The organism is Pseudomonas sp. S1_E05, assembly GCF_056337105.1.
Window position 1 is genome coordinate 3,004,312 of sequence record NZ_JBFRHM010000001.1, and the last position, 24,099, is coordinate 3,028,410.

At 58.6% G+C, this 24,099-nt stretch carries 19 protein-coding genes and 2 pseudogenes; 5 read left to right on the top strand and 16 right to left on the bottom strand.

The genetic code is table 11. The features are described 5' to 3' along the window. Window positions 1-23: 23 nt before the first annotated feature. The 9 genes from sucD to sdhC form a co-directional block, all read right to left on the bottom strand. Window positions 24-905, bottom strand: coding sequence for a succinate--CoA ligase subunit alpha (gene sucD / locus AB4N33_RS13865; RefSeq protein ID WP_068587916.1), 882 nt, complete (start codon window positions 903-905; stop codon window positions 24-26). Then, the gene (sucC, locus tag AB4N33_RS13870) at window positions 905-2,071 is read right to left on the bottom strand and encodes an ADP-forming succinate--CoA ligase subunit beta (protein WP_003223015.1); all 1,167 of its coding nucleotides are present in this window, start codon (window positions 2,069-2,071) and stop codon (window positions 905-907) included. Before sucC ends, sucD begins: the two co-directional genes overlap by 1 nt. A gap of 177 nt (window positions 2,072-2,248) precedes the next feature. Further along, window positions 2,249-3,685, bottom strand: a complete 1,437-nt coding sequence (gene lpdA, locus AB4N33_RS13875) for a dihydrolipoyl dehydrogenase (protein ID WP_460117101.1) — start codon at window positions 3,683-3,685, stop codon at window positions 2,249-2,251. A gap of 106 nt (window positions 3,686-3,791) precedes the next feature. Beyond that, window positions 3,792-5,015, bottom strand: coding sequence for a 2-oxoglutarate dehydrogenase complex dihydrolipoyllysine-residue succinyltransferase (odhB, locus tag AB4N33_RS13880; protein WP_368553157.1), 1,224 nt, complete (start codon window positions 5,013-5,015; stop codon window positions 3,792-3,794). 42 nt (window positions 5,016-5,057) lie between these two features. Continuing rightward, window positions 5,058-7,889 carry a 2-oxoglutarate dehydrogenase E1 component gene (locus AB4N33_RS13885; RefSeq protein ID WP_460117102.1) on the bottom strand — a complete coding sequence of 944 codons (2,832 nt, stop codon included), beginning with the start codon at window positions 7,887-7,889 and terminating at the stop codon, window positions 5,058-5,060. A gap of 262 nt (window positions 7,890-8,151) precedes the next feature. Further along, window positions 8,152-8,856: a succinate dehydrogenase iron-sulfur subunit gene (locus AB4N33_RS13890; RefSeq protein ID WP_192302072.1), complete on the bottom strand. Its 705-nt coding sequence runs from the start codon at window positions 8,854-8,856 to the stop codon at window positions 8,152-8,154. A gap of 11 nt (window positions 8,857-8,867) precedes the next feature. After that, window positions 8,868-10,640 (bottom strand): succinate dehydrogenase flavoprotein subunit, encoded by a 1,773-nt coding sequence (gene sdhA / locus AB4N33_RS13895; RefSeq protein WP_460117103.1) that lies wholly within the window; start codon window positions 10,638-10,640, stop codon window positions 8,868-8,870. 3 nt (window positions 10,641-10,643) lie between these two features. Further along, complete coding sequence (gene sdhD / locus AB4N33_RS13900) at window positions 10,644-11,012, bottom strand: succinate dehydrogenase, hydrophobic membrane anchor protein (RefSeq protein ID WP_027922414.1); 369 nt, start codon at window positions 11,010-11,012, stop codon at window positions 10,644-10,646. Next, window positions 11,006-11,380: a succinate dehydrogenase, cytochrome b556 subunit gene (gene sdhC, locus AB4N33_RS13905; RefSeq protein ID WP_460117104.1), complete on the bottom strand. Its 375-nt coding sequence runs from the start codon at window positions 11,378-11,380 to the stop codon at window positions 11,006-11,008. Before sdhC ends, sdhD begins: the two co-directional genes overlap by 7 nt. A 363-nt stretch (window positions 11,381-11,743) precedes the next feature. Here sdhC and gltA point away from each other — a divergent pair, with 363 nt between their 5' ends. Continuing rightward, window positions 11,744-13,033 carry a citrate synthase gene (gene gltA, locus AB4N33_RS13910; protein WP_421140421.1) on the top strand — a complete coding sequence of 430 codons (1,290 nt, stop codon included), beginning with the start codon at window positions 11,744-11,746 and terminating at the stop codon, window positions 13,031-13,033. Window positions 13,034-13,326: 293 nt separating this feature from the next. On the opposite strand, the gene AB4N33_RS13915 is transcribed toward gltA, so the two are convergent. The 3 genes from AB4N33_RS13915 to AB4N33_RS13925 form a co-directional block, all read right to left on the bottom strand. Continuing rightward, the gene (locus tag AB4N33_RS13915) at window positions 13,327-14,985 is read right to left on the bottom strand and encodes a cation acetate symporter (protein ID WP_460117105.1); all 1,659 of its coding nucleotides are present in this window, start codon (window positions 14,983-14,985) and stop codon (window positions 13,327-13,329) included. Then, window positions 14,982-15,293: a DUF485 domain-containing protein gene (locus tag AB4N33_RS13920; protein ID WP_008052644.1), complete on the bottom strand. Its 312-nt coding sequence runs from the start codon at window positions 15,291-15,293 to the stop codon at window positions 14,982-14,984. The genes AB4N33_RS13915 and AB4N33_RS13920 overlap by 4 nt, the downstream gene beginning before the upstream one ends. A 237-nt stretch (window positions 15,294-15,530) precedes the next feature. Continuing rightward, the gene (locus AB4N33_RS13925; protein ID WP_460117106.1) at window positions 15,531-16,382 is read right to left on the bottom strand and encodes a glycine betaine ABC transporter substrate-binding protein; all 852 of its coding nucleotides are present in this window, start codon (window positions 16,380-16,382) and stop codon (window positions 15,531-15,533) included. Window positions 16,383-16,669: 287 nt separating this feature from the next. On the opposite strand from AB4N33_RS13925, the pseudogene AB4N33_RS13930 reads away from it, so the two are divergent. Then, a pseudogene (locus tag AB4N33_RS13930) lies at window positions 16,670-18,264 on the top strand (glycoside hydrolase family 17 protein). A gap of 105 nt (window positions 18,265-18,369) precedes the next feature. On the opposite strand, the gene AB4N33_RS13935 reads toward AB4N33_RS13930, so the two are convergent. Continuing rightward, entirely contained in the window at window positions 18,370-18,729 is a 360-nt protein-coding gene (locus AB4N33_RS13935; protein WP_460139963.1) for a hypothetical protein, read from the bottom strand. Between the two features lie 224 nt (window positions 18,730-18,953). On the opposite strand from AB4N33_RS13935, the gene AB4N33_RS13940 reads away from it, so the two are divergent. Both AB4N33_RS13940 and AB4N33_RS13945 read left to right on the top strand, forming a co-directional pair. Then, window positions 18,954-20,252, top strand: coding sequence for an alpha/beta fold hydrolase (locus AB4N33_RS13940; RefSeq protein ID WP_460117108.1), 1,299 nt, complete (start codon window positions 18,954-18,956; stop codon window positions 20,250-20,252). Next, window positions 20,245-21,033, top strand: a complete 789-nt coding sequence (locus AB4N33_RS13945; protein WP_460117109.1) for an MlaA family lipoprotein — start codon at window positions 20,245-20,247, stop codon at window positions 21,031-21,033. Before AB4N33_RS13940 ends, AB4N33_RS13945 begins: the two co-directional genes overlap by 8 nt. A gap of 128 nt (window positions 21,034-21,161) precedes the next feature. Here the strand turns inward: AB4N33_RS13945 and AB4N33_RS13950 are convergent, their stop codons facing one another. Next, a complete protein-coding gene (locus AB4N33_RS13950) occupies window positions 21,162-22,076 on the bottom strand; it encodes a DUF808 domain-containing protein (protein ID WP_460117110.1) in 915 nt (304 codons plus the stop codon). 135 nt (window positions 22,077-22,211) lie between these two features. Between AB4N33_RS13950 and AB4N33_RS13955 the strand changes: the two genes are divergently transcribed. Then, complete coding sequence (locus AB4N33_RS13955; protein ID WP_476457572.1) at window positions 22,212-22,817, top strand: TetR/AcrR family transcriptional regulator; 606 nt, start codon at window positions 22,212-22,214, stop codon at window positions 22,815-22,817. A gap of 110 nt (window positions 22,818-22,927) precedes the next feature. Here AB4N33_RS13955 and AB4N33_RS13960 read toward each other — a convergent pair. Beyond that, window positions 22,928-23,384, bottom strand: a pseudogene (locus AB4N33_RS13960) (REP-associated tyrosine transposase). A gap of 212 nt (window positions 23,385-23,596) precedes the next feature. After that, complete coding sequence (locus tag AB4N33_RS13965; protein ID WP_476457573.1) at window positions 23,597-24,037, bottom strand: GlcG/HbpS family heme-binding protein; 441 nt, start codon at window positions 24,035-24,037, stop codon at window positions 23,597-23,599. Window positions 24,038-24,099 lie beyond the last annotated feature (62 nt).

A 24,099-nucleotide genomic window follows, 5' to 3' on the forward strand; every position in this document is an offset into this window, starting at 1 on the left:
AAAGCGTCAGCCAAGCGCGAGGCTTACTTGACAGCCCAACCAGTCAGCTCGGCCAGGGCCTTGCCGATGTCTGCCAGCGAACGCACGGTTTTCACGCCTGCGTCTTGCAGAGCAGCGAATTTCTCGTCTGCAGTGCCTTTGCCGCCGGAGATGATTGCGCCAGCATGGCCCATGCGCTTGCCCGGAGGAGCAGTCACACCAGCGATGTAGGAAACAACCGGCTTGGTCACGTGTGCCTTGATGTAGGCAGCCGCTTCTTCTTCAGCCGAACCGCCGATCTCACCGATCATGACGATCGCTTCGGTCTTCGGGTCTTCCTGGAACAGCTTCAGGATGTCGATGAAGTTCGAGCCTGGGATCGGGTCACCGCCGATGCCGACGCAAGTCGACTGACCGAAACCGGCGTCAGTGGTCTGCTTCACAGCTTCGTAGGTCAGGGTGCCGGAACGGGAAACGATACCGACCTTGCCTGGCAAGTGAATGTGACCTGGCATGATGCCGATCTTGCATTCGCCTGGAGTGATCACGCCTGGGCAGTTAGGGCCGATCAGGGTAACACCCAGCTCGTCGCACTTAACTTTAGCGTCCAGCATGTCCAGGGTAGGAATGCCTTCGGTGATGCAGACGATCAGCTTGATGCCGCCGAAAGCTGCTTCCAGGATCGAGTCCTTGCAGAAAGGAGCCGGAACGTAGATCACGCTGGCGGTAGCGCCAGTGGCAGCTACAGCGTCTTTCACGGTGTTGAACACTGGCAGGCCCAGGTGTTCGGTGCCGCCTTTGCCCGGAGTTACACCACCCACCATCTGGGTGCCGTACTCGATGGCTTGCTGGGTGTGGAAGCTACCTTGCGAACCGGTAATGCCCTGGCAGATAACTTTGGTGTCTTTATTGATCAGGACGCTCATTACTTGCCCTCCGCAGCTTTAACGACTTGTTGAGCAGCGTCGGTCAGGCTGGTAGCAGCGATGATGTTCAAACCGCTTTCTGCCAGTACTTTAGCGCCCAGTTCAGCGTTGTTGCCTTCAAGACGAACAACAACCGGGATTTTCACGCCGACTTCTTTCACTGCACCGATGATGCCTTCGGCAATCATGTCGCAACGAACGATGCCGCCGAAGATGTTAACCAGTACTGCAGCGACGTTGGTGTCGGACAGAATGATCTTGAATGCTTCGGTAACCCGTTCTTTGGTAGCACCGCCGCCCACGTCAAGGAAGTTGGCTGGCTTGCCGCCGTGCAGGTTGACGATGTCCATGGTACCCATGGCCAGGCCAGCACCGTTGACCATGCAACCGATGTTGCCTTCCAGCGCTACGTAGTTCAGTTCGAACTTGGCAGCGTGCGCTTCGCGCGGATCGTCCTGGGACGGATCGTGGAAAGTCTTCAGCTTAGGCTGACGGTACATGGCGTTGGCGTCGATGTTGATCTTGGCGTCCAGGCAGTGCAGATCGCCATCAGCCTTGATCACCAGCGGGTTCACTTCCAGCAGGGCCAGATCGTGATCCTGGAACAGTTTGGCCAGACCAACGAAGATCTTGGCGAACTGGGCAACTTGCTTGCCTTCCAGACCCAGTTGGAACGCCAGCTCGCGACCCTGGAATGGCTGAGCGCCAACCAGTGGATCGATAGTGGCCTTCAGAATTTTTTCTGGAGTGTCGTGAGCGATTTTCTCGATGTCCACGCCACCTTCGGTGGAAGCCATGAACACGATGCGACGGCTCGAACGGTCAACGACAGCGCCCAGGTACAGCTCTTTAGCGATATCAGTGCACGATTCAACCAGGATCTTGGTGACAGGCTGACCATTGGCGTCAGTCTGGTAAGTCACCAGACGCTTGCCCAGCCACTGCTGTGCGAAGGCTTTGGCGTCTTCTTTGTTGCGAACCAGCTTGACGCCGCCCGCTTTACCGCGACCACCGGCGTGGACCTGGGCTTTGACAACCCACTCGCTGCCGCCGATTTTGTCGCAAGCTTCTGCTGCTGCTTCCGGGGTGTCTACCGCGTAACCGGTGGATACTGGCAGGCCGTACTCAGCGAACAGCTGCTTACCCTGATACTCGTGAAGATTCATGCTTATTACCGTCTTCGTTAGGTACTGCGCATTCGGTGCTGCACTCAGAGTGCCGCACCACCTGTGACTGCTGCTTGCGTAGCCTGGGCTACGCAAGACTGCGTCCAGCGGATATTCCGCGGTGAGTCTTGCACGCAAGGCTCACGACGGGCCATACCGCCGTGGTTTCTTATTGTCTTAACGCTTCTTGCGGTTGGCGATGTGGATGGCGCCGCCATTCACAGCCAAAGCTGCTTCGTGCAAGGCTTCGGACAGGGTCGGATGGGAGAAAACCATCATGCCCAGGTCTTCAGCGCTGGTGCCGAATTCCATTGCGATCGCGCCTTGCTGAACCAGTTCTGCAGCGCTCGGGCCAATCACATGGACGCCCAATACACGGTCAGTCTTGGCATCGGCGATGACCTTGACGAAACCACCGGTATCGTTGGCGGCCATGGCACGGCCGGATGCTGCGAACGGGAAGCTGCCGACGTTAACTTCTACGCCTTCAGCTTTCAAGGCCTGTTCGGTTTTACCGACCCACGCGATTTCCGGGTGAGTATAAATAACCGAAGGGATCAGGTCATAGTTCATCTGGGCTTTGTGGCCCTTGATGCGCTCGACGACCATGATGCCCTCTTCCGAGGCCTTGTGTGCCAGCATCATGCCGCGAACCACGTCACCGATGGCGTAGACGCCCGGTACGCTGGTGGCGCAATGGTCGTCGACGAATACGAAACCACGCTCGTCGATGGTCACGCCGCTGTCGGCAGCCAGCAGATCAGTGGTCACTGGACGGCGACCAACGGCAACGATCAGCTTGTCGAAAGTGATGGTCTGTTCGCCGTTGGAGTCGGTGTAGTTAACCACGACTTCGTCGCCGTTGACTTTCGAACCGGTCACGCGAGCGCCCAGCTTGATGTCCAGGCCCTGTTTGGTCAGGGTTTTCAGCGCTTCCTTGGAAACGGCAGTGTCAGCAGCCATCAGGAAGGTGTCCAGGGCTTCCAGGACAGTCACTTCTGCACCCAGACGCGACCATACCGAACCCAGTTCCAGGCCGATGACGCCGGCGCCGATCACACCCAGGCGCTTAGGCACGGTCTGGAATTCCAGGGCGCCAGTGGAGTCGACGATGACTTTCTGGTCGACTGGAGCAGGCGGAATGTCGATCGGACGCGAGCCGGAGGCCAGAATCACGTTCTCGGCATCAATGACTTCAACCGAACCGTCAGGCTTGGTGACTTCGACTTTCTTGCCAGCCAGCAGCTTGCCGTGGCCCTGGATCGAAGTAACGCCGTTGGCCTTGAACAGGGTGGCAACACCGCCGGTCAGGTTCTTGACGATGCCAGCCTTGCGGCCAACCATCGCAGCGACGTCCATTTTGACTTCGCCAGTGGAGATACCGTGGACGTTGAAGCTTTCTTTGGCTTCCTTGTACTTCCAGGAGCTGTCCAGCAACGCCTTGGATGGAATGCAGCCGACGTTCAGGCAGGTGCCGCCCAGGGCCAGTTTGCCCTCGCCATCGGTATATTTCTCGATGCAAGCAACGGAAAAGCCCAATTGTGCGGCCTTGATGGCGGCCACATAGCCGCCAGGGCCCGCGCCGATCACTACTACGTCAAATTTCTGCGACATGTAAAAGAATCCTCTTTTTAGCAACAAGCTACAAGCCGCAAGCCGCAAGTTCAAAGCCCGCTCGGCTTGAGCTTGGGGCTTGTCGCTTGCGGCTTGCCGCTGCTTTTTAAATATCCAGCAACAGACGAGCCGGATCTTCCAGCAGGTTCTTGATGGTCACCAGGAAGGTTACAGCTTCTTTGCCATCGATCAGACGGTGATCGTAGGACAGCGCCAGGTACATCATCGGACGGATAACGACCTGGCCGTTGATTGCCATAGGACGCTGGATGATGTTGTGCATGCCCAGAATCGCAGCCTGCGGCGGGTTGACGATCGGAGTCGACATCATCGAACCGAAGGTACCACCGTTGGTGATGGTGAACGTGCCACCGGTCATTTCGTCCATCGACAGTTTGCCGTCACGGGCTTTTTTGCCGAAGGTGGCGATGCCGCCTTCGATTTCGGCCAGGCTCATCAGTTCGGCGTTACGCAGGACCGGCACAACCAGGCCACGGTCGCTGGAAACGGCAACACCGATGTCGGCGTAGCCGTGGTAAACGATGTCGCCACCGTCGATCGACGCGTTGACAGCCGGGAAGCGTTTCAGCGCCTCGGTGGCCGCTTTCACGAAGAACGACATGAAGCCCAGGCGCACGCCGTTGTGAGACTTCTCGAACAGGTCCTTGTACTTCGAACGCAGGGCCATGACTTCGGTCATGTCGACTTCGTTGAAAGTGGTCAGCATGGCCATGTTCGATTGGGCTTCTACCAGGCGCTTGGCCACGGTCGCACGAACGCGGGTCATCGGCACGCGCTTCTCGATGCGGTCGCCAGCAGCGAACACAGGAGCAGCAGCGGCCGGTGCGGCAGCCTTGGCAGGTGCAGCGGCCGGAGCGGCTTTCTTGGCGGCTACGGCTGCAACCACGTCTTCCTTGGTCACACGACCGCCTTTGCCGGTGCCGGCAACGGAAGCGATGTTGATGCCGTTTTCTTCAGCCAGCTTGCGAGCAGCCGGGGCAGCTACTGGATCGTCTTCGCCTTCTGCAGCTGGAGCAGCAGCCTGGGCAGCGGCCGGAGCAGCAGCGGCAGCCGGAGCGGCGGCAGCAGCGCCACCTTCAACGATCGAGCCCAGCACTTCGTCGGACAGAACGGTGTCGCCTTCGTTCTTGACGATTGCGCCCAGCACGCCGTCAGCGGTGGCCAACACTTCCAGTACGACTTTGTCGGTTTCGATGTCGACGATCAGCTCGTCGCGCTTGACCGCGTCGCCCGGTTGTTTGTGCCAGGTGGCAACGGTGCCATCGGCAACCGATTCCGGGAAAGTGGGGGCTTTGATCTCGATAGCCATTGTCTGTGGTTCCTTAAATTCGGTTTCAGGTGCGCGAAGGCGTTAAACAGTAAAGGCGTCTTGCAGCAGTTTTTCCTGCTGCTCGGCGTGCATCGATGCGTAACCACATGCTGGTGCAGCAGAAGCCTCACGGCCCGCGTACTCGAGTACGAGAGACTTGTTGAGGTTTGCGATGCTACGACGCAGGTGATGTTGGCTGCAGTACCAGGCACCCTGGTTCATCGGCTCTTCCTGGCACCAGACGGCATGCTTGACGTTGGTGTAAGGAGCCAGGACTTCTTTCAAGTCGTCCTCAGGGAATGGGTACAACTGTTCGATACGCACGATGGCAATATCGTCACGGCCTTCGGCACGGCGTTTTTCCAGCAGGTCGTAGTAGACCTTGCCGCTACACAGAACAACGCGCTCGACCTTTGTCGGGTCCAGGGCATCGATTTCCGGGATAACGGTCTGGAACGAACCTTCGGCCAGGTCTTCCAGGGTCGAGATGGCCAACTTGTGACGCAGCAGCGACTTCGGAGTCAACACGATCAGCGGCTTGCGCAGCGGACGGATCACCTGACGACGCAGCAAGTGGTAGATCTGGGCTGGCGTAGTCGGTACCGCCACCTGAATGTTGTGCTCGGCACACAATTGCAGGTAACGCTCCAGACGCGCCGACGAGTGCTCCGGACCCTGACCTTCATAACCGTGCGGCAGCAGCATGGTCAGACCGCACAGACGGCCCCACTTGTGCTCGCCACTGGTGATGAACTGGTCGATAACCACCTGGGCACCGTTGGCGAAGTCACCGAACTGGGCTTCCCAGATCACCAGCGCATCCGGCGTGGTGGTCGAGTAGCCGTATTCGAATGCCAGTACGGCTTCTTCGGACAGGTACGAGTCGTACATTTCGAAACGCGGCTGACCGTCGTACAGGTTCTTCAGCGGTACGTAGGTGCTGGCGTCTTTTTGGTTGTGCAGGACAGCGTGACGGTGCGAGAACGTACCGCGACCGATGTCCTGGCCGGTCATGCGAATCGGGTGACCTTCGAACAACAGGGTCGCGTACGCCATGGTTTCGGCGAAGCCCCAGTTGATCGGCAGGCCACCGGCTTGCATCTTCTGGCGGTCTTCGTAGATCTTGGCGACCTGACGCTGAACGACCAGGCCTTCCGGAACTTCCAGCAACTTGGCGGACAGTTCCTGCAAGGTTTTCAGATCAAAGCGGGTGTCATGACGCGCGGTCCAGGCGTGGCCCAGGTACGGACGCCAGTCCACGAACAGCTCTTTGTTCGGTTCCTTGACCAGGCTTTTTACAACGTGCAGGCCGTTGTCCAGCGCATTGCGGTATTCGTCGACTTTCGCCTGAACACGCTCTACATCCAGCACGCCGCTCTGAGTCAGGCTGTCGGCATACAGCTCACGGGTGGTGCGCTGTTTGGTGATCTGCTGATACATCAGAGGCTGGGTGCCGCTTGGCTCGTCAGCTTCGTTGTGGCCGCGACGACGGTAGCAGACCAGGTCAATCACCACGTCACGCTTGAACTGCATGCGGTAATCGATGGCCAGCTGAGTCACGAACAGGACGGCTTCCGGATCATCACCATTTACATGGAGGATCGGCGCCTGGATCATTTTCGCAACGTCGGTCGCGTATTCGGTGGAGCGCGAGTCCAGCGGGTTGCTGATGGTGAAACCAACCTGGTTGTTGATCACGATGTGCACGGTACCGCCGGTCTTGAAACCGCGGGTTTGCGACATCTGGAAGGTTTCCATCACCACGCCCTGACCGGCGAATGCCGCGTCACCGTGGATGGAGATCGGCAGGACCTTCTCACCGGTGGAATCGTTACGACGATCCTGACGGGCACGCACCGAACCCTCGACCACTGGGGAAACGATTTCCAGGTGGGATGGGTTGAACGCCATCGCCAGGTGAACTTCACCGCCGGTGGTCATGACGTTGGACGAGAAGCCCTGGTGATATTTGACGTCACCGGAACCCAGCTCGACCTTCTTCTTGCCTTCGAACTCGTCGAACAGCTCGCGCGGGTTCTTGCCGAAGGTGTTGACCAGTACGTTCAGACGACCACGGTGGGCCATGCCGATGACGATTTCCTTGGTGCCGTAGGAGCCGGAACGCTGGATCAGTTCGTCGAGCATTGGAATGAGGCTTTCGCCGCCTTCCAGACCGAAACGCTTGGTGCCCGGGTATTTGGTGCCCAGGTATTTTTCCAGGCCTTCACCGGCGGTCACGCGCTCGAGCAAGTGGCTCTTGATGTCCGCGGAATACGCTGGACGGCCACGCACGCTTTCCAGACGCTGCTGGAACCACTGGCGCTGCTCGGAATCGGTGATGTGCGTAAATTCAGCGCCGATGGTGCGGCAATATGTCTGCTGCAACGCTTCGTGAATTTCGCGTAGGCTCGCTTCCTCTTTGCCGATGAACAGGTCGCCGGCACGGAAGGTCGTATCAAGATCGGCATTGGTCAAGCCGTAATGATTGATCGACAGGTCTGCTGGTGCAGGACGCTGCCACAGCCCCAGCGGGTCAAGCTGGGCTGCCTGGTGGCCACGCATACGGTAGGCCTGGATCAATCGCAGCACTTCAACTTGCTTCTTCTCGTGCTCACTGCTCACGCTGCCGGCGGAAACCGGTTGGGCGCGGCGCTGGTTCTTTGCCAGCAAGACGAAATGATCGCGAATTGTCGAGTGCGAAACATCGGTGGCAGAGTTGCCTTCGGTCGGCAACTTCTGAAAGTAGGTGCGCCACTCTTCTGGCACAGCGTTAGGGTCGTGCAGGTAGAGCTCGTAAAGCTCTTCCACATAGGCAGCGTTACCTCCGGAAAGGTACGCGCTGTTCCACATGCGCTGCATCACGCTTTCTTGCATGCTTGGTCACCCTCGGTTAGGGGAACACCACCGGCGTCGACACCGAGCAAACTTGCAGAAGTCCGAATGCAGCGACCAAAACAAGCCACCTAGGATCACGCTGATAGTCCGGGTACCAGCCCGGATGCCCCTGCTTGTCTCATTTCTTCAAAATAAGAGCCGCAACTTCACGAGCTGCTGCTCAGGTTAAAACTACGGCGCCGGTTGAAGCCTGCGCCGCAGCATCTACGGGTACAACAGTCCTACGGGTACTGCAGCTGAATCACACGCCGCTTTGCAGCAACATGTTACGTACGTGACCGATGGCCTTAGTCGGGTTCAGGCCTTTCGGACAAACGTTGACGCAGTTCATGATCCCGCGGCAGCGGAATACGCTGAACGGGTCATCCAGCGAAGCCAGACGCTCGGCAGTCTTGGTGTCGCGGCTGTCTGCCAGGAAGCGGTACGCTTGCAGCAGGGCAGCTGGACCCAGGAACTTGTCCGGGTTCCACCAGAAGGACGGGCAAGAGGTCGAGCAGCAGGCGCACAGGATGCACTCGTACAGACCGTCGAGCTTTTCGCGCTCTTCAGGGGACTGCAGACGCTCGATGGCTGGAGCCGGCGTGTCGTTCTGCAGGTATGGCTTAACCTTCTCGTATTGCTTGTAGAAGATGCTCATATCGACGACCAGGTCACGGATCACCGGAAGACCTGGCAGAGGACGAACGATCAACTTGTTACCTTTTACGACAGCGGACAGCGGCGTGATGCACGCCAGGCCGTTCTTGCCGTTGATGTTCATGCCGTCGGAGCCGCAAACGCCCTCACGGCAGGAGCGACGATAGGAGAAACCCTCGTCCTGTTCCTTGATCAGCGCGAGCACGTCCAGCACCATCAGGTCCTTACCACCGGTATCGACCTGGAATTCCTGCATGAACGGCGCAGCGTCCTGATCAGGGTTGTAGCGATAAACACTGACTTGCAACATGGCGGCCACCCTTAATAAGTCCGAATCTTAGGTTCAAAAGTCGGAACCGTCTTCGGCGAGAAGTTCACGGCACGCTTGGCAACGCGCTTGTCACCCGGGAAGTACAGGGTGTGGCACAGCCAGTTTTCGTCGTCACGGTCTTCGAAGTCTTCACGGGCGTGAGCACCGCGGGACTCTTTACGTACTTCGGCAGCGATGGCGGTAGCTTCAGCCACTTCCAGCAGGTTTTGCAGTTCCAGTGCCTCGATACGAGCCGTGTTGAACGCTTGCGACTTGTCGTTGATCTTGACGTTGGCAATGCGCTTGCGCAGGTCGGCCAGTTGGGCAATACCCTTCTGCATGTATTCGCCGGTACGGAATACACCGAAGTAGTTCTGCATGCAGCTTTGCAGCTCGCGACGCAGGGTAGCCACGTCTTCGCCATCAGTACGCTCGTTGAGGGCGGACAGACGGGCCAGAGCGGCATTGATGTTGGCTTCGGTGGCGTCGTCGTAGTTGATACCGTCGGTCAGCGCCTTTTCCAGGTGCAGGCCGGCAGCACGGCCGAATACCACCAGGTCGAGCAGCGAGTTGCCGCCCAGGCGGTTGGCACCGTGAACCGATACGCAAGCCACTTCGCCTACAGCGAACAGGCCCGGGATGATGGTGTCCACGCCTTCGCCATTCTGGGTGATCGCCTGGCCGTGAATGTTGGTGGCAACGCCGCCCATCATGTAGTGGCAGGTTGGAACAACCGGAACCGGAGCAACGACTGGGTCAACGTGAGCAAACGTTTTCGACAGTTCGCAAATACCAGGCAGACGGCTGTGCAACACTTCCTCGCCCAAGTGGTCGAGTTTAAGCATTACGTGGTCGCCGTTCGGACCGCAACCGTTACCCGCGATGATCTCTTTAACCATCGAGCGAGCAACCACGTCACGACCTGCCAGGTCTTTGGCGTTCGGAGCATAACGCTCCATGAAACGCTCGCCGTGCTTGTTGATCAGGTAACCACCTTCACCACGGCACCCTTCGGTGACCAGTACACCGGCGCCGGCGATGCCGGTTGGGTGGAACTGCCACATTTCGATGTCTTGCACCGGTACGCCTGCACGAAGGGCCATACCGACGCCGTCACCGGTGTTGATCAGGGCATTGGTGGTCGAAGCGTAGATACGGCCAGCGCCACCGGTCGCCAGCACAGTGGCTTTTGCACGGATGTAGGTGGTTTCGCCGGTTTCGATGCAGATGGCGATAACGCCGACGAACTCGCCTGCGTCGTTCTTCACCAGGTCAACGGCGTAGTACTCGTTCAGGAACGTGGTACCGGCTTTCAGGTTGCCTTGATAAAGGGTGTGCAGCAGGGCGTGACCGGTACGGTCGGATGCCGCACAGGTACGGGCAGCCTGGCCGCCTTTACCGTAGTCCTTGGACTGACCGCCGAACGGACGCTGGTAGATACGGCCTTGCTCGGTACGGGAGAACGGCAGACCCATGTGGTCCAGCTCGAAAACCGCGGCAGGACCTTCCTGACACATGTATTCGATAGCGTCCTGGTCACCGATGTAGTCGGAACCCTTGACGGTATCGTACATGTGCCAGCGCCAGTCATCGTTCGGATCCGCAGAGGCGATGGCGCAGGTGATGCCGCCTTGAGCCGATACGGTGTGCGAACGCGTCGGGAACACCTTGGTGATCACGGCAGTCTTGTGACCGCCCTGTGCCAGCTGCAGCGCTGCGCGCATGCCGGCGCCGCCGCCACCAATGATGATGGCGTCGAAAGAAATCGTTGGAATGTTAGCCATGACTCAGATACCCCAGAGAATCTGCACACCCCAGACGAAGTAAGCGAACATCGCAACGCCGCATACTGCCTGGAAAAGGAAACGGATTGCAGTCGCGGACTTGCCGAACGCCATTGGCGTCAGGTAGTCGGTCGCGATGGTCCACATGCCGACCCAGGCGTGAGCGCCGAGGGCAACAAGGGCCAGGAGACTGAAAATACGCATCCAGTTGCTTGCGAACAGTTCATGCCATTGGGCGTAGCCGATGCCAGGGTGGGCAACGACGTATCCGATCAGGAAAATGAAGTAAGCCGCGAGAACGACCGCCGACACACGTTGCGCCATCCAGTCATAGAGGCCCGAACGCGAGAGGTTCGTGACGTTAGTTACCATATCCAAACTCCTGCCAGAACGATTACCACCACGGAAACGGCGATAACGATTTTCGAGCCCAGCTTGCCGCCTTCCAGCGTCTCACCGATGCCCATGTCCATGATCAAATGGCGCACACCGGCTACCAGGTGATACAGCAGAGCGGACAGGATGCCCCAAATCACTAGCTTGGCTAGCGGACTGGTCAGACACGCTTTCACCTCGCCGAAGCCTTCCTCGGAGCTGAGCGACTTGTCCAATGCAAAAAGCATGATGGCAAGGCACACGAAGAGGATGACACCGGAAATACGGTGAAGAATGGACGTGTAAGCAGTGACTGGGAGTTTGATGGTCCTTAGGTCTAGGTTTACAGGTCGTTGGCTTTTCACGGCTTATTTTTCACACTGAAGAGCCCCTAACAATCAGGGCAAAGTTGTTGGGGAGTGCACTGGTCAGGTAACCACCACCCAGGGAGGCGACCCCCAATAACGCAAGCCCAAAAGCCCTTGGCGGTCGGCTGCCGAGTATAGACAGTTAGGCTACTAATGACAACGCGTTCACCTTCCCCTAATAGCGGATTGCGCAAGTTGGATAAAAGGCGTAAATGGCAGGCAATTTCGAGAAAAAAGTAGGGTTAAAGCCTTCTGGAGCAAGACTTTAGGCAAATTGACATTCGAATTTATCTCACTATAGTGGTGCGGGCCCTGCGTGGGGGGTCTGTCTGATGATTTCAAGCATAAATAGGAGGCCACATGGCTGACAAAAAAGCGCAGTTGATCATCGAGGGCGCAGCCCCCGTCGAGCTGCCCATTTTAACCGGCACCGTTGGTCCCGATGTTATCGACGTACGGGGCCTGACGGCCACGGGCCGTTTCACCTTTGACCCAGGTTTCATGTCGACCGCCTCCTGCGAGTCGAAGATCACCTACATCGACGGCGACAATGGCATCCTGCTGCATCGCGGCTACCCGATCGAGCAACTGGCTGAGAAGTCGGACTATCTGGAAACCTGCTACCTGCTGCTCAACGGCGAATTACCGACCGCGGAACAGAAGGCCCAATTCGTCAGCACCGTCAAGAACCACACCATGGTTCACGAACAGCTGAAGACGTTCTTCAACGGCTTCCGTCGCGACGCCCACCCGATGGCCGTCATGTGCGGCGTAGTCGGCGCCCTCTCGGCCTTCTACCACGACTCCCTGGACATCAATAACCCGCAGCATCGCGAAATCTCCGCGATCCGCCTGGTTGCCAAGATGCCAACCCTGGCAGCGATGGTTTACAAGTACTCCATGGGTCAACCCATGATGTACCCGCGCAACGACCTGTCGTACGCCGAAAACTTCCTGCACATGATGTTCAACACCCCGTGCGAGATCAAACCGATCAGCCCGGTGCTCGCCAAGGCCATGGACCGGATCTTCATCCTCCATGCTGACCACGAGCAGAACGCTTCGACCTCCACCGTACGCCTGGCCGGCTCTTCGGGCGCCAACCCGTTCGCCTGCATCGCTGCCGGCATCGCCGCACTGTGGGGCCCTGCCCACGGCGGTGCGAACGAAGCCGTGCTGACCATGCTCGATGAAATCGGCGATGTCTCGAACATCGACAAGTTCATCGCCAAGGCCAAGGACAAGAACGATCCGTTCAAGCTGATGGGCTTCGGTCACCGCGTTTACAAGAACCGCGACCCACGCGCCACCGTCATGAAGCAGACCTGTGACGAAGTGCTGAAGGAACTGGGCATCAACAACGATCCGCAACTCGAACTGGCCATGCGCCTGGAAGAGATTGCCCTGACCGACCCGTACTTCATCGAGCGCTCGCTGTACCCGAACGTCGACTTCTACTCGGGGATCATCCTCAAGGCCATCGGCATTCCAACCAGCATGTTCACCGTGATCTTCGCCCTGGCGCGTACCGTAGGCTGGATCTCGCACTGGAAAGAAATGCTCTCCAGCCCGTACAAGATCGGCCGCCCTCGCCAGCTGTACACCGGCTACGAGTCGCGTGACATCACCAAGCTGGAAGACCGCAAGTAAGACCTGTCTTGCTCTAGCGTGTTGAGTTGCACCGAGAACGGCCTCTATCTGATAGAGGCCGTTTTTGTTTGTGGCCGATACGGACACCCCCCCTGTAGGAGCGAGCTTGCTCGCGATGGTAGCCCGGACACCGCTGGGTGCCTGGATGCCCGTGGTGCCTGGGCCTCCATCGCGAGCAAGCTCGCTCCTACAGGGGGCGGGGAAGCCGGGGGACGGGCGGGCAAAAAAAATACCCCGATCTCTCGACCGGGGTATTTCTTCAAGCTTCGCTATCTATATAAAAGCATCAAGCCTTAGTGCGAAACCGCCCCACTCGCGCCCAGACCGGTCTGCGAGCGAACGAATTGCGGGAAGAACAGCGCCCGCTCGTTGTCGGCTGCAGTCGATTTGTCGGTGATCGAGAAGAACCAGATCCCCACGAAGGCAATGATCATCGAGAACAGCGCCGGGTACTCATACGGGAAGATAGCCTTCTCGTGATGCAGGATCTGCACCCAGATGGTTGGACCGAGGATCATCAGGCCCACGGCACTGAGCAGCCCCAGCCAGCCGCCGATCATCGCACCGCGGGTGGTCAGTTTCTTCCAGTACATGGAAAGCAGCAGCACCGGGAAGTTGCAGCTCGCGGCAATGGAGAACGCCAGGCCCACCATGAACGCGATGTTCTGGCTTTCGAACAGAATGCCCAAGCCAATCGCCAATACCGCAAGGGCGATGGTGGTAATTTTCGAAACGCGGATTTCGTCCTTCTCGTTGGCCTTACCTTTCTTGATCACGCTGGCGTAAAGGTCGTGGGACACCGCCGAGGCACCGGCCAGGGTCAGGCCCGCAACTACAGCCAGGATGGTCGCGAACGCAACCGCCGAGATGAAGCCCAGGAAGATGCTGCCGCCCACTGCGTCGGCCAGGTGCACCGCCGCCATGTTGTTACCGCCCAACAGCGCACCCGCCGCATCCTTGAACGCAGGGTTGGTGCTGACCAATAGGATCGCGCCGAAGCCGATGATGAAGGTCAGGATGTAGAAGTAACCAATGAAGCCAGTCGCGTACAGTACGCTTTTGCGAGCTTCCTTCGCGTCACTTACAGTGAAGAAGCGCATCAGGATGTGCGGCAGGCCAGCAGTACCGAACATCAGTGCCAGGCCGAGCGAGAATGCGGAGATCGGATCTTTCACCAGACCGCCAGGGCTCATGATCGCCTCACCTTTGGGGTGAACCTTGACCGCCTCGGAGAACAGCGTGCTGAAGTCGAAGTTGACGTGCTTCATCACCATCAGTGCCATGAAGGACGCACCGGACAGCAGCAGCACCGCCTTGATGATCTGCACCCAAGTGGTTGCCAGCATGCCGCCGAACAGCACGTAGGCGCACATCAGGATACCCACCAGGATCACCGCAACGTGGTAGTCGAGGCCGAACAGCAGTTGGATCAGCTTACCGGCACCGACCATTTGCGCGATCAGGTAGAACGCCACCACCACCAGCGAACCACAGGCGGACAGCGAGCGAATCTGGGTTTGGCCCAGGCGATAGGACGCCACATCGGCAAACGTGTATTTACCCAGGTTACGCAGACGCTCGGCGATCAGGAAGAGAATGATCGGCCAGCCCACCAGGAAGCCGATCGAATAGATCAAGCCATCGTAGCCGGAGGTGAACACCAGCGCGGAAATCCCCAGGAAGGACGCTGCGGACATGTAGTCACCAGCAATCGCCAGACCGTTCTGGAAACCGGTGATTTTGCCGCCCGCCGCATAGTAGTCGGCAGCCGACTTGTTGCGCTTGGACGCCCAGTAGGTGATGCACAAGGTCGCGCCGACGAACGCGACGAACATCAGGATCGCGGATACGTTGAGAGGTTGTTTTTGCACGGCACCGGTCAGGGCATCAGCTGCCCAGGCGCCCGGTGCAAAGGCCGCGATACTCAAAAGAGCCATTAGACGCCGGATCATTGCTGAGCCTCCTTGAGAATCGCATTGTTCAGGTCGTCGAACTCGCCGTTGGCGCGTCGCACGTAGATCCCGGTGAGGATGAACGCCGAAACGATCAAGCCGACACCAATTGGAATACCCCAGGTAATGGATGACTCAGGGCTGATTTTCGCCCCCAGCACCTGCGGCCCGTAAGCGATCAGAAGGATGAAGCCAGAGTAAAGCCCAAGCATGATCGCCGAAAGAATCCAGGCGAACCTTTCTCGCTTGCTCACCAGCTCCTTGAATCGGGGGCTGTTTTGAATCGAGAGGTAAATGCTGTCGTTCATTGTTTTTATCCTCGCAGCACAGATTATTGTTGGAACGGTACCCACTTTATTCGGCTGCGAGCCGGGTTCCAGACGACCTTAGTCTTAGATCGCCATGACAGAATCGCCAATGTAGGAGCGAGCTTGCTCGCGATGGCGGTGTGTCAGTCAACATTTGCGTGCCTGACAATCCGCTATCGCGAGCAAGCTCGCTCCTACAGGAGGGGGGGAGAAAGCTTGTCTGATTAACTCAACCGCTTACTTGACCCACTCCGCCACACGATCCGGGTGTTTGGCGACCCAGTCCTTGGCAGCCGCGTCAGGCTTGGCGCCTTCCTGGATGGCCAGCATGACTTCACCGATTTCATCCTTCGAAGCCCACTGGAAGTTTTTCAGGAACTTGGCCACTTCCGGCGCCTTGGTATCCAGCTCCTTGCTGCCGATGCTGTTCACGGTTTCAGCCGCGCCATACACCCCTTTAGGGTCTTCGAGGAAGCGCAGTTTCCACTTGGCGAACATCCAGTGCGGCACCCAGCCAGTCACGGCAATGGATTCATTTTTCTTCTCGGCACGGGTCAGCTCGGCAATCATGCCGGCGCCGGAACTGGCCTTGAGTTGATAGCCGGTCAGGTCGTAATCCTTGATGGCCTGCTCGGTCTTGAGCATCACGCCTGAACCGGCGTCGATGCCGACGATGCGCTTTTTGAAGCTGTCATCGGTTTTCAGGTCTTCAAGGGACTTGGCCTTGACGTACTCCGGCACGATCAGGCCGATTTTGGCATCCTTGAAGTTCGGGCCGTAGTCGACGACCTGGTCCTTGTTCTTCGCCCAGTAATCACCGTGAGTCACCGGCAGCCAGGCCGACAGCATGGCGTCGAGTTTGCCGGTGGCCACGCCTTGCCACATGATGCCGGTGGCGACGGCTTGCAGCTTCACGTCATAACCGAGCTTCTGCTTGATCACTTCTGCTGCCACATGAGTCGTCGCAACGCTGTCGGACCAGCCGTCAACGTAACCGATGCTCAGGGTCTGCTTTTCTGCGTTGGCGAATGTCGAACCCATCGCAAGTACCAGAGCGGCACCTGCGCCTAAAAGTCGTCGCATCTTCATCGTTACTTCCCCGAAAGTGCTGCGCTCGACGGGTGCCGAGCCGCGTCAACGTATTGTTATGGTGCACAGCGCCCCCATCACGCTTCACCGCAAACTCATTCGAACATCAGCGGAGTACTGACGCTTTGATCATCAACCTGACGCCAACCTGAACCTGTGCTGCCAGCGACCTCAAGGCATCGAGAAACGACATCAGAACGCCATTAACCACACGCCATATAAATGTCTCGGACGATCAGCCTGAACTTTGCATGTCAAAATCGTGCAGGCCACCAAGCGCGCTGCAAATGCAGGTAACATGCGCCGCTTTGCTTCCGGACGGCTGACCATGCCTGCGACCTCACGCTTTCCTTTTTTTGCCTATTTGTTCGCTTGCCTGCTGGGCCTGTTTGCCCTGGGTGGCTTTTGGTATGGCATCGGCCAGCCGGTGATCCTGCCCGATGTCGCCAGCGCCACGCACAAGCTTCAATGCGCGTCCTACACCCCGTTCGACAAGGATCAATCACCGTTCGATCAGCCGTTCAAGCTGCGTCCCGAGCGCATGGACGCAGACCTGGCCCTGCTGTCCACGCGCTTTGAGTGCATCCGCACCTACTCGATGACGGGTCTCGACGCCCTGCCGGATCTCGCACGCAAACACGGCCTGAAGTTAATGATTGGCGCCTGGGTCAACAGCAACCCGGTGGACACCGAGAAAGAGGTCGACCTGCTGATCGCGTCCGCCAACGCCAACCCGGATGTGGTCAGCGCAGTGATCGTCGGCAACGAAGCATTGTTGCGCAAAGAGGTGACCGGCCCACAACTCGCCAGACTGATCAATAAGGTTAAAAGCCAGGTCAAACAACCGGTCACTTACGCCGATGTCTGGGAGTTCTGGCTCAAGCATCCCGAAATCGCACCGGCGGTGGACTTCCTGACCATCCATCTGCTGCCGTACTGGGAAGACGATCCTTCCAATATCGATGCCGCCTTGCAGCATGTGGCCGAGGTACGCCAAGTATTCGGCAACAAGTTCGCGCCCAAGGACGTGATGATCGGCGAAACCGGCTGGCCCAGCGAAGGCCGCCAACGTGAAACGGCATTACCGAGCCGAGTCAACGAAGCCAAGTTCATTCGCGGTTTTGTCGCCATGGCCGAGCAGCAAGGCTGGCATTACAACCTGATCGAGGCCTTCGACCAACCATGGAAACGCGCCAGCGAAGGGGCGGTTGGCGGTTACTGGGGATTGTTCGATGCCGACCGCCAGGACAAGGGCGTGCTGGCAGGGCCGGTCACGAATGTGCCGTACTGGTCGCAGTGGTTGATTGTCGGTGGCTTGATCTTCATCGGCACACTGATCCTGGGCGGGCGCGTGCGTGATACACGTGCCGCCCTTGTGTTGCCGCTGCTGGGGGCGCTTGCCGCCGGTTCGCTCGGCGTATGGGGCGACTTGGCCCGAGTGACCACGCGATTTTCCAGTGAATGGCTGTGGGTCGGATTGCTGACAGCGTTGAATCTGCTGGCGCTGGCACATGGGGCACTGGCATTGAGCCCGCGCAGCGGCTGGCGTGGGCGTGCATTCAATGTGCTCGAACGTCGCTCAGGCGTGTTGGTGGCGTTGATTGGATTTGCAGCGGCGGTGTCGATGCTGGAACTGGTCTTCGACCCGCGCTATCGCAGCTTTCCGAGCGTGGCATTCATCGTGCCGGCGCTGGTCTATCTGTGTCGTCCGGTCAGCGTGCCACGTCGGGAAATTGCGTTGCTGACTTTCATCATTGGCGCCGGAATAGCGCCGCAGCTGTTTCGTGAAGGGCTGCAGAACCAGCAGGCCTGGGGTTGGGCGCTGGTGAGCGTGTTGATGATGGCGGCGTTGTGGCGATCATTGCGGGTGCGCAAGGCTTGAATCTTCGGTGAATTTACTGTCCTCATCGCGGGCAAGCCTGCTCCTACAGGGATTTGTGGCGTACACAAGACCTGTAGGAGCGGGCTTGCCCGCGATGGCGGCTTATCAGGCGCCGCGAACCAGACGCAACCCCGCAATCACCACCGCAAACACCGCCAGCGTGGTGTTGTACAGCGCCAGCGCCGGAAACCCGAGCACCAGCGCCAGCACCGCCAGCCACCACCCTGCTCGCCCCGGCAGCACAAAGCCGATCAAGGCGGCGGCGACTGCTCCCCAGCCCAATACCTTGAAGTGAATCATCAACCCCAGGTTCGAACGGACCTGGCACTCCCAACGGCTCGCCTCATCGACACAGAGGCCGACCCACTGCGCATCCTCCATGAAGCCGTAACGCGCGCCATAGCTGGCGGCCAGCCATAACGGCAGCAGAATGAGCAGAAGAATCACGGGCAGGCGGCGGGACATGAAGCACTCCAATCATCGAAAACGGCGGCCAGCTTAATCGCAGGTCAGCGTTAAGCAAAACGCTAACAACTGTTAACTGGCTATCCAATCGCTGCAAAGTGTATCGTCCAGCTACTATTACTCCGAAATCAGGCCTGTTTGGTGCCGCTGCGTGGCACTTTGGCGCAAACCCGGTGGTCATAGCCTGCGAACTTCATTCGGCACCTTTCTTAAGGGATTCAGTCATGCTCCGTTCCTTGCGCTTCGCCGCCCTGTTGGGTGGCCTTATCCTGAGTGCGTCCGCACTGGCGGCAGATATCGACCCCGCCAGTTATGGCTACCCCTTGACCAACCCGTTTGAAGCGACCATCGCCACGACGCCACCGGATTTGCGTCCGGAGTTGCCACTGGACGACGACATCGATCAATCGGATCACACCCTCAGGCTACGCCCTGAGCGTGAGTTCCAGCTGCCAGACAACTTCTGGCCAGTGAAAAAACTCACCTATCGCATCGCAACCCAGGACAAACCTGCCCCGCTGATCTTCCTGATCGCCGGCACTGGCGCGCGTTATGACAGCACCCTGAACGAGTATTTGAAAAAGCTGTATTACAAGGCTGGCTACCACGTAGTACAGCTGTCTTCGCCCACCAGCTTCGACTTCATCAGCGCGGCGTCGCGCTTTGCCACGCCAGGCATCACCAAGGACGATGCCGAAGACATGTATCGCGTCATGCAGGCCGTGCGGGCGCAAAACCCGAAGTTGCCGGTCACCGATTACTACCTCACGGGGTACAGCCTGGGCGCACTGGATGCGGCATTCGTCGCCCATCTGGACGAAACCCGCCGCAGTTTCAATTTCAAGAAAGTCCTGCTGCTCAACCCGCCGGTCAACCTCTACACCTCGATCACAAACCTCGACAAGCTTGTTCAAACCGAGGTCAAGGGCATCAACAACACCACCACCTTCTATGAGCTGGTGCTGAACAAACTGACCCGCTACTTCCAGCAGAAAGGCTACATCGACCTCAACGATGCGCTGCTCTATGACTTCCAGCAGTCCAAGCAGCATTTGAGCAACGAGCAGATGGCAATGCTGATCGGCACCTCGTTCCGCTTCTCGGCCGCCGATATCGCTTTTACCTCGGACCTGATCAACCGTCGCGGCCTGATCACGCCGCCCAAGACGCCGATCACCGAGGGCACCAGCCTTACGCCGTACCTCAAGCGTGCGTTGCAATGCGACTTCGACTGCTACATCACCGAACAGGTCATCCCGATGTGGCGCGCCCGCACCGATGGCGGCAGCCTGCTGCAACTGATCGACCAGGTGAGCCTGTACGCACTGGCGGATTACCTGCACAAGAGCCCTAAAATTGCCGTCATGCACAACGCCGATGACGTGATCCTGGGCCCGGGCGATCTCGGTTTCCTGCGCCGCACTTTCGGCGATCGCCTGACCGTTTACCCACTGGGCGGCCATTGCGGCAACCTTAACTACCGCGTCAACAGCGACGCCATGCTGGAGTTCTTCCGTGGCTAAATACCTCCTGCTTATCGCCGCGCTCCTCTGTGCAACCACCGCCAATGCTGACAACAGCAAGGCCAACGCGCCTGTGGTCATCGACAGTGATGGCTTCAAGGAGCCGTTGAGCAAACTCAAGTTCAACCCGGGGCTGGACCAGCGCGAGTTCGAACGCTCCACGCTGAGTGCGTTGAACGTGTATGACCCGCTGGAATCCTGGAACCGTCGCGTCTACCACTTCAACTATCGCTTCGACGAGTGGGTATTCCTGCCGGTGGTCGATGGTTATCGCTACATCACTCCGAGCTTCGTGCGCACCGGGGTCAGCAACTTTTTCAACAACCTTGGCGACGTGCCGAACCTGCTCAACAGCCTGTTGCAGTTCAAGGGCCAGCGTTCGATGGAAATCACCGGACGCCTGCTGCTCAACACCACCATCGGCATCGCCGGCCTGTGGGACCCGGCCACCGCCATGGGGCTCCAGCGACAGAGCGAAGACTTCGGCCAGACGCTGGGTTTCTACGGTGTGCCGGCCGGTGCCTACTTCGTACTGCCGATACTCGGGCCGTCGAACCTGCGCGATACCGGCGGTTTAGTGGTGGACTTCAGCGCCGAGAACGCGATCAACTTCCTCAACGTGGCCGAAGTCAGCTCAAACCACCCGGAAGTGTGGGCCTTGCGGGCTGTGGACAAGCGCTATCAGACCAGCTTCCGCTACGGTCAGCTGAACTCGCCGTTCGAGTATGAAAAGGTGCGTTACGTGTATACCGAGTCGCGCAAGTTGCAGATTGCCGAGTAACCAAAGGCAACAGCTAAACCTGTGGGAGCGGGCTTGCTCGCGAAGACATTGTATCCGTCGACGTTTGAGTCGAATGATGCACCGCCTTCGCGAGCAAGCCCGCTCCCACATCCGTTCAGTGTTTCAATTCAACCTTTGAACGCCTTCCAGATTTTGCCAACAGCCATCACCACCGCCAGCACCGCCGCCCCCGCGATAATCCCCGCCACGCCATTGAGCAACATCGACACGATAAACCCGGCCCCACCGGCCCCGGCACTGACACTCTCGATCCAGTGATGCACCACCGGCACCCCGTGGGTGAGAATCCCGCCGCCTACCAGGAACATCGCCGCCGTACCAATCACCGACAGGCTTTTCATCATGTACGGTGCCGCGCGCAGAATCCCGGCACCGACGCTACGGGCCATCTGCCCTGGCTTTTGCGTCAGCCACAAGCCCAGGTCGTCGAGTTTGACGATCCCCGCCACCAGGCCATAGACGCCGATGGTCATGACGATCGCGATGCCCGATAGCACGATGACTTGCTGGGTCAGAGACGCCCCCGCCACCGTGCCAAGGGTGATGGCGATGATTTCCGCCGAGAGAATGAAGTCGGTGCGGATCGCACCCTTGATCTTGTCCTTTTCGAACGCCACCAGATCCACTGCCGGGTCTGCCACGGCCTCGACCAATTGCGCGTGCTCCGTCTGCTCTTCGGCTTTGCTGTGCAGGATTTTGTGAGCGAGTTTTTCGAATCCTTCGAAACACAGGTAAGCGCCACCGACCATCAACAGAGGCGTCACCAGCCAGGGGATGAATGCGCTGATGGCCAGAGCCGAAGGCACCAGGATCAGTTTGTTGATGAACGATCCCTTGGCAACCGCCCACACCACGGGGATTTCCCGTTCGGCCCGCACACCGCTCACCTGCTGGGCATTGAGCGCCAGATCGTCGCCCAACACGCCGGCGGTTTTCTTGGCGGCCATTTTGGTCATCAACGCCACGTCGTCCAGCACGGCGGCAATGTCGTCGATCAGCAACAGTAGGCTGCTTCCTGCCATGAATCACGCTTCCTTCTTTGTATGGATGCCAAGCAGCATAGCGCGGCGGCGCGCCGCATGGAGCATTCTTGAGCGCCGCCGAAGCCCGGTGCTACCATGCGCAACCGCCAGAACAGGCAAGGAACCCCCTGGTTTATGAGCACGATCCGCGAGCGCAACAAACAACTGATACTGCGTGCCGCCAGTGAAGAATTTGCCGACAAAGGCTTCGCTGCGACCAAAACCAGCGACATCGCCGCCAGGGCCGGGTTGCCCAAGCCCAACGTCTATTACTATTTCAAGACCAAGGAAAACCTCTATCGCGAGGTCCTGGAAAGCATCATTGAGCCGATTCTGCAGGCTTCGACCCCCTTCAACCCTGAAGGCGAACCCAATGATGTACTGAGCGGCTACATCCGTTCGAAAATCCGCATCTCCCGCGACCTGCCCTTTGCCTCGAAAGTGTTCGCCAGCGAAATCATGCACGGCGCCCCGCACCTGAGCAGCGATCTGGTCGAACAGCTCAACAGCCAGGCCCGGCACAACATCGCCTGCATCCAGACCTGGATCGACCGCGGCCAGATCGCCCCGCTCGACCCCAACCACCTGATGTTCAGCATCTGGGCGGCCACCCAGACTTACGCCGACTTCGACTGGCAAATCACCGCCGTCACCGGCAAGGAAAAGCTGGACGAAGCCGATTATGAAGCGGCGGCACAGACGATTATCCGGTTGGTGCTCAAGGGATGTGAGCTGGACTGAAATCTCATTGACCCTATCGCGGGCGAGCCCGCTCCCACAATGGTTTTGTGAGTTCCAGGGATCCTGTGGGAGCGGGCTTGCCCGCGATGGGGACGACTCAATTTCAGTCGTCAAAGCCAGATCGCATCCCACAGTGGATAGTCGCCAAGACGCTCGACCAATCCCGCCCGCAAAGGATTGGCGACAACATACCGCGCTATTTTCACCAGATCCTCTTCTCGCCTTAAAGCGCGATCGTGATAACCCTGCTGCCAAAGCGGTCCGATTCTATTGCTGGCAAGATTCACCTCTCGGGCAATCAATGATTTGGTTCTGCGCATCAAATTGCAGAGCGAACAATTCTCCAGCTCGATTAACCAGTGAAAGTGGTCCGGCATAACGACCCAAGCCAGCGCGTTCGCCCACCCAAAATTCTGAGCCCGGCGAAATTGATTCACGACCAATATGCCCAATCTGACATCTCTGAAAATGGGCTCCCGATCAATTGTATTGGTGGTCAGCAAGTAGACCTGTGGGGTTCGGTATATCGCCCCATCTCAAGCGACGTGAAGCAGGTAAATCAAGCATTCCTTTGCCCTCCTGGTGAAGTACTGGGAAGGCTAGTTATGAAAATGCCTAGAGATGATTCAAACCTTTCGCTGGATGTGTCAGTCAGACAGCCATCGCGGGCAAGCCCGCTCCCACAGTGATTGATGCTGTACACAGATCATCTGCATACCCCGAACAGTGTGGGAGCGGGCTCGCCCGCGATGGCGTCAGTTCAGGCCCTGCAAATCAAATCAAACCACAACCCCCGCATCCGCCCGCAACCCCAGCGCCTCGATCGCATTGATCGCGCACTGCTCGTCGACATCCGACAAATCTCCGCTGATGCCCACCGCGCCCAGTACATTGCCCTCCTGATCGCGCACCAGCACGCCACCGGGCGCGGGGACGACGCTGCCCTGCCCCATGGTGTTCAAGGCGGCGATGAACGCCGGGCGTTGCTGGGCGTCCGAGGCCAGCAGGCGCGACCCCTTGCCCAGGGCGATGGCGCCCCAGGCTTTGCCGATGGCGACCTGCGGACGCAGCAGGCTGGCGCCGTCTTCACGTTGCAGGGCGATCAGATGCCCGCCGGCATCGAGCACCGCGATGGTCAGGGGGGCGGCCGCAATGGCCCGCCCGGCGTTGATGGCCTCGTTGACCAGGTTGACTGCCACTTTCAAGGTTAAAGCGCTCATGGTGCTGTCCTCATTTTGTTATAGGGAAAGCGGTCGAGCTGCGCGTTTACGTCGCAGCCTCA

What these genes read in the sequence shown, in the direction of transcription:
- gltA (WP_421140421.1), top strand. Translation starts at nt 11,744, where the DNA reads ATGGCTGACAAAAAAGCGCAGTTGATCATCGAGGGCGCAGCCCCCGTC.
- AB4N33_RS13965 (WP_476457573.1), bottom strand. Translation starts at nt 24,037, where the DNA reads ATGAGCGCTTTAACCTTGAAAGTGGCAGTCAACCTGGTCAACGAGGCC.
- AB4N33_RS13890 (WP_192302072.1), bottom strand. Translation starts at nt 8,856, where the DNA reads ATGTTGCAAGTCAGTGTTTATCGCTACAACCCTGATCAGGACGCTGCG.
- AB4N33_RS13915 (WP_460117105.1), bottom strand. Translation starts at nt 14,985, where the DNA reads ATGATCCGGCGTCTAATGGCTCTTTTGAGTATCGCGGCCTTTGCACCG.
- odhB (WP_368553157.1), bottom strand. Translation starts at nt 5,015, where the DNA reads ATGGCTATCGAGATCAAAGCCCCCACTTTCCCGGAATCGGTTGCCGAT.
- AB4N33_RS13955 (WP_476457572.1), top strand. Translation starts at nt 22,212, where the DNA reads ATGAGCACGATCCGCGAGCGCAACAAACAACTGATACTGCGTGCCGCC.
- sdhD (WP_027922414.1), bottom strand. Translation starts at nt 11,012, where the DNA reads ATGGTAACTAACGTCACGAACCTCTCGCGTTCGGGCCTCTATGACTGG.
- sucD (WP_068587916.1), bottom strand. Translation starts at nt 905, where the DNA reads ATGAGCGTCCTGATCAATAAAGACACCAAAGTTATCTGCCAGGGCATT.
- AB4N33_RS13940 (WP_460117108.1), top strand. Translation starts at nt 18,954, where the DNA reads ATGCTCCGTTCCTTGCGCTTCGCCGCCCTGTTGGGTGGCCTTATCCTG.
- AB4N33_RS13920 (WP_008052644.1), bottom strand. Translation starts at nt 15,293, where the DNA reads ATGAACGACAGCATTTACCTCTCGATTCAAAACAGCCCCCGATTCAAG.
- AB4N33_RS13925 (WP_460117106.1), bottom strand. Translation starts at nt 16,382, where the DNA reads ATGAAGATGCGACGACTTTTAGGCGCAGGTGCCGCTCTGGTACTTGCG.
- AB4N33_RS13885 (WP_460117102.1), bottom strand. Translation starts at nt 7,889, where the DNA reads ATGCAAGAAAGCGTGATGCAGCGCATGTGGAACAGCGCGTACCTTTCC.
- sdhA (WP_460117103.1), bottom strand. Translation starts at nt 10,640, where the DNA reads ATGGCTAACATTCCAACGATTTCTTTCGACGCCATCATCATTGGTGGC.
- AB4N33_RS13935 (WP_460139963.1), bottom strand. Translation starts at nt 18,729, where the DNA reads ATGTCCCGCCGCCTGCCCGTGATTCTTCTGCTCATTCTGCTGCCGTTA.
- lpdA (WP_460117101.1), bottom strand. Translation starts at nt 3,685, where the DNA reads ATGTCGCAGAAATTTGACGTAGTAGTGATCGGCGCGGGCCCTGGCGGC.
- AB4N33_RS13950 (WP_460117110.1), bottom strand. Translation starts at nt 22,076, where the DNA reads ATGGCAGGAAGCAGCCTACTGTTGCTGATCGACGACATTGCCGCCGTG.
- sucC (WP_003223015.1), bottom strand. Translation starts at nt 2,071, where the DNA reads ATGAATCTTCACGAGTATCAGGGTAAGCAGCTGTTCGCTGAGTACGGC.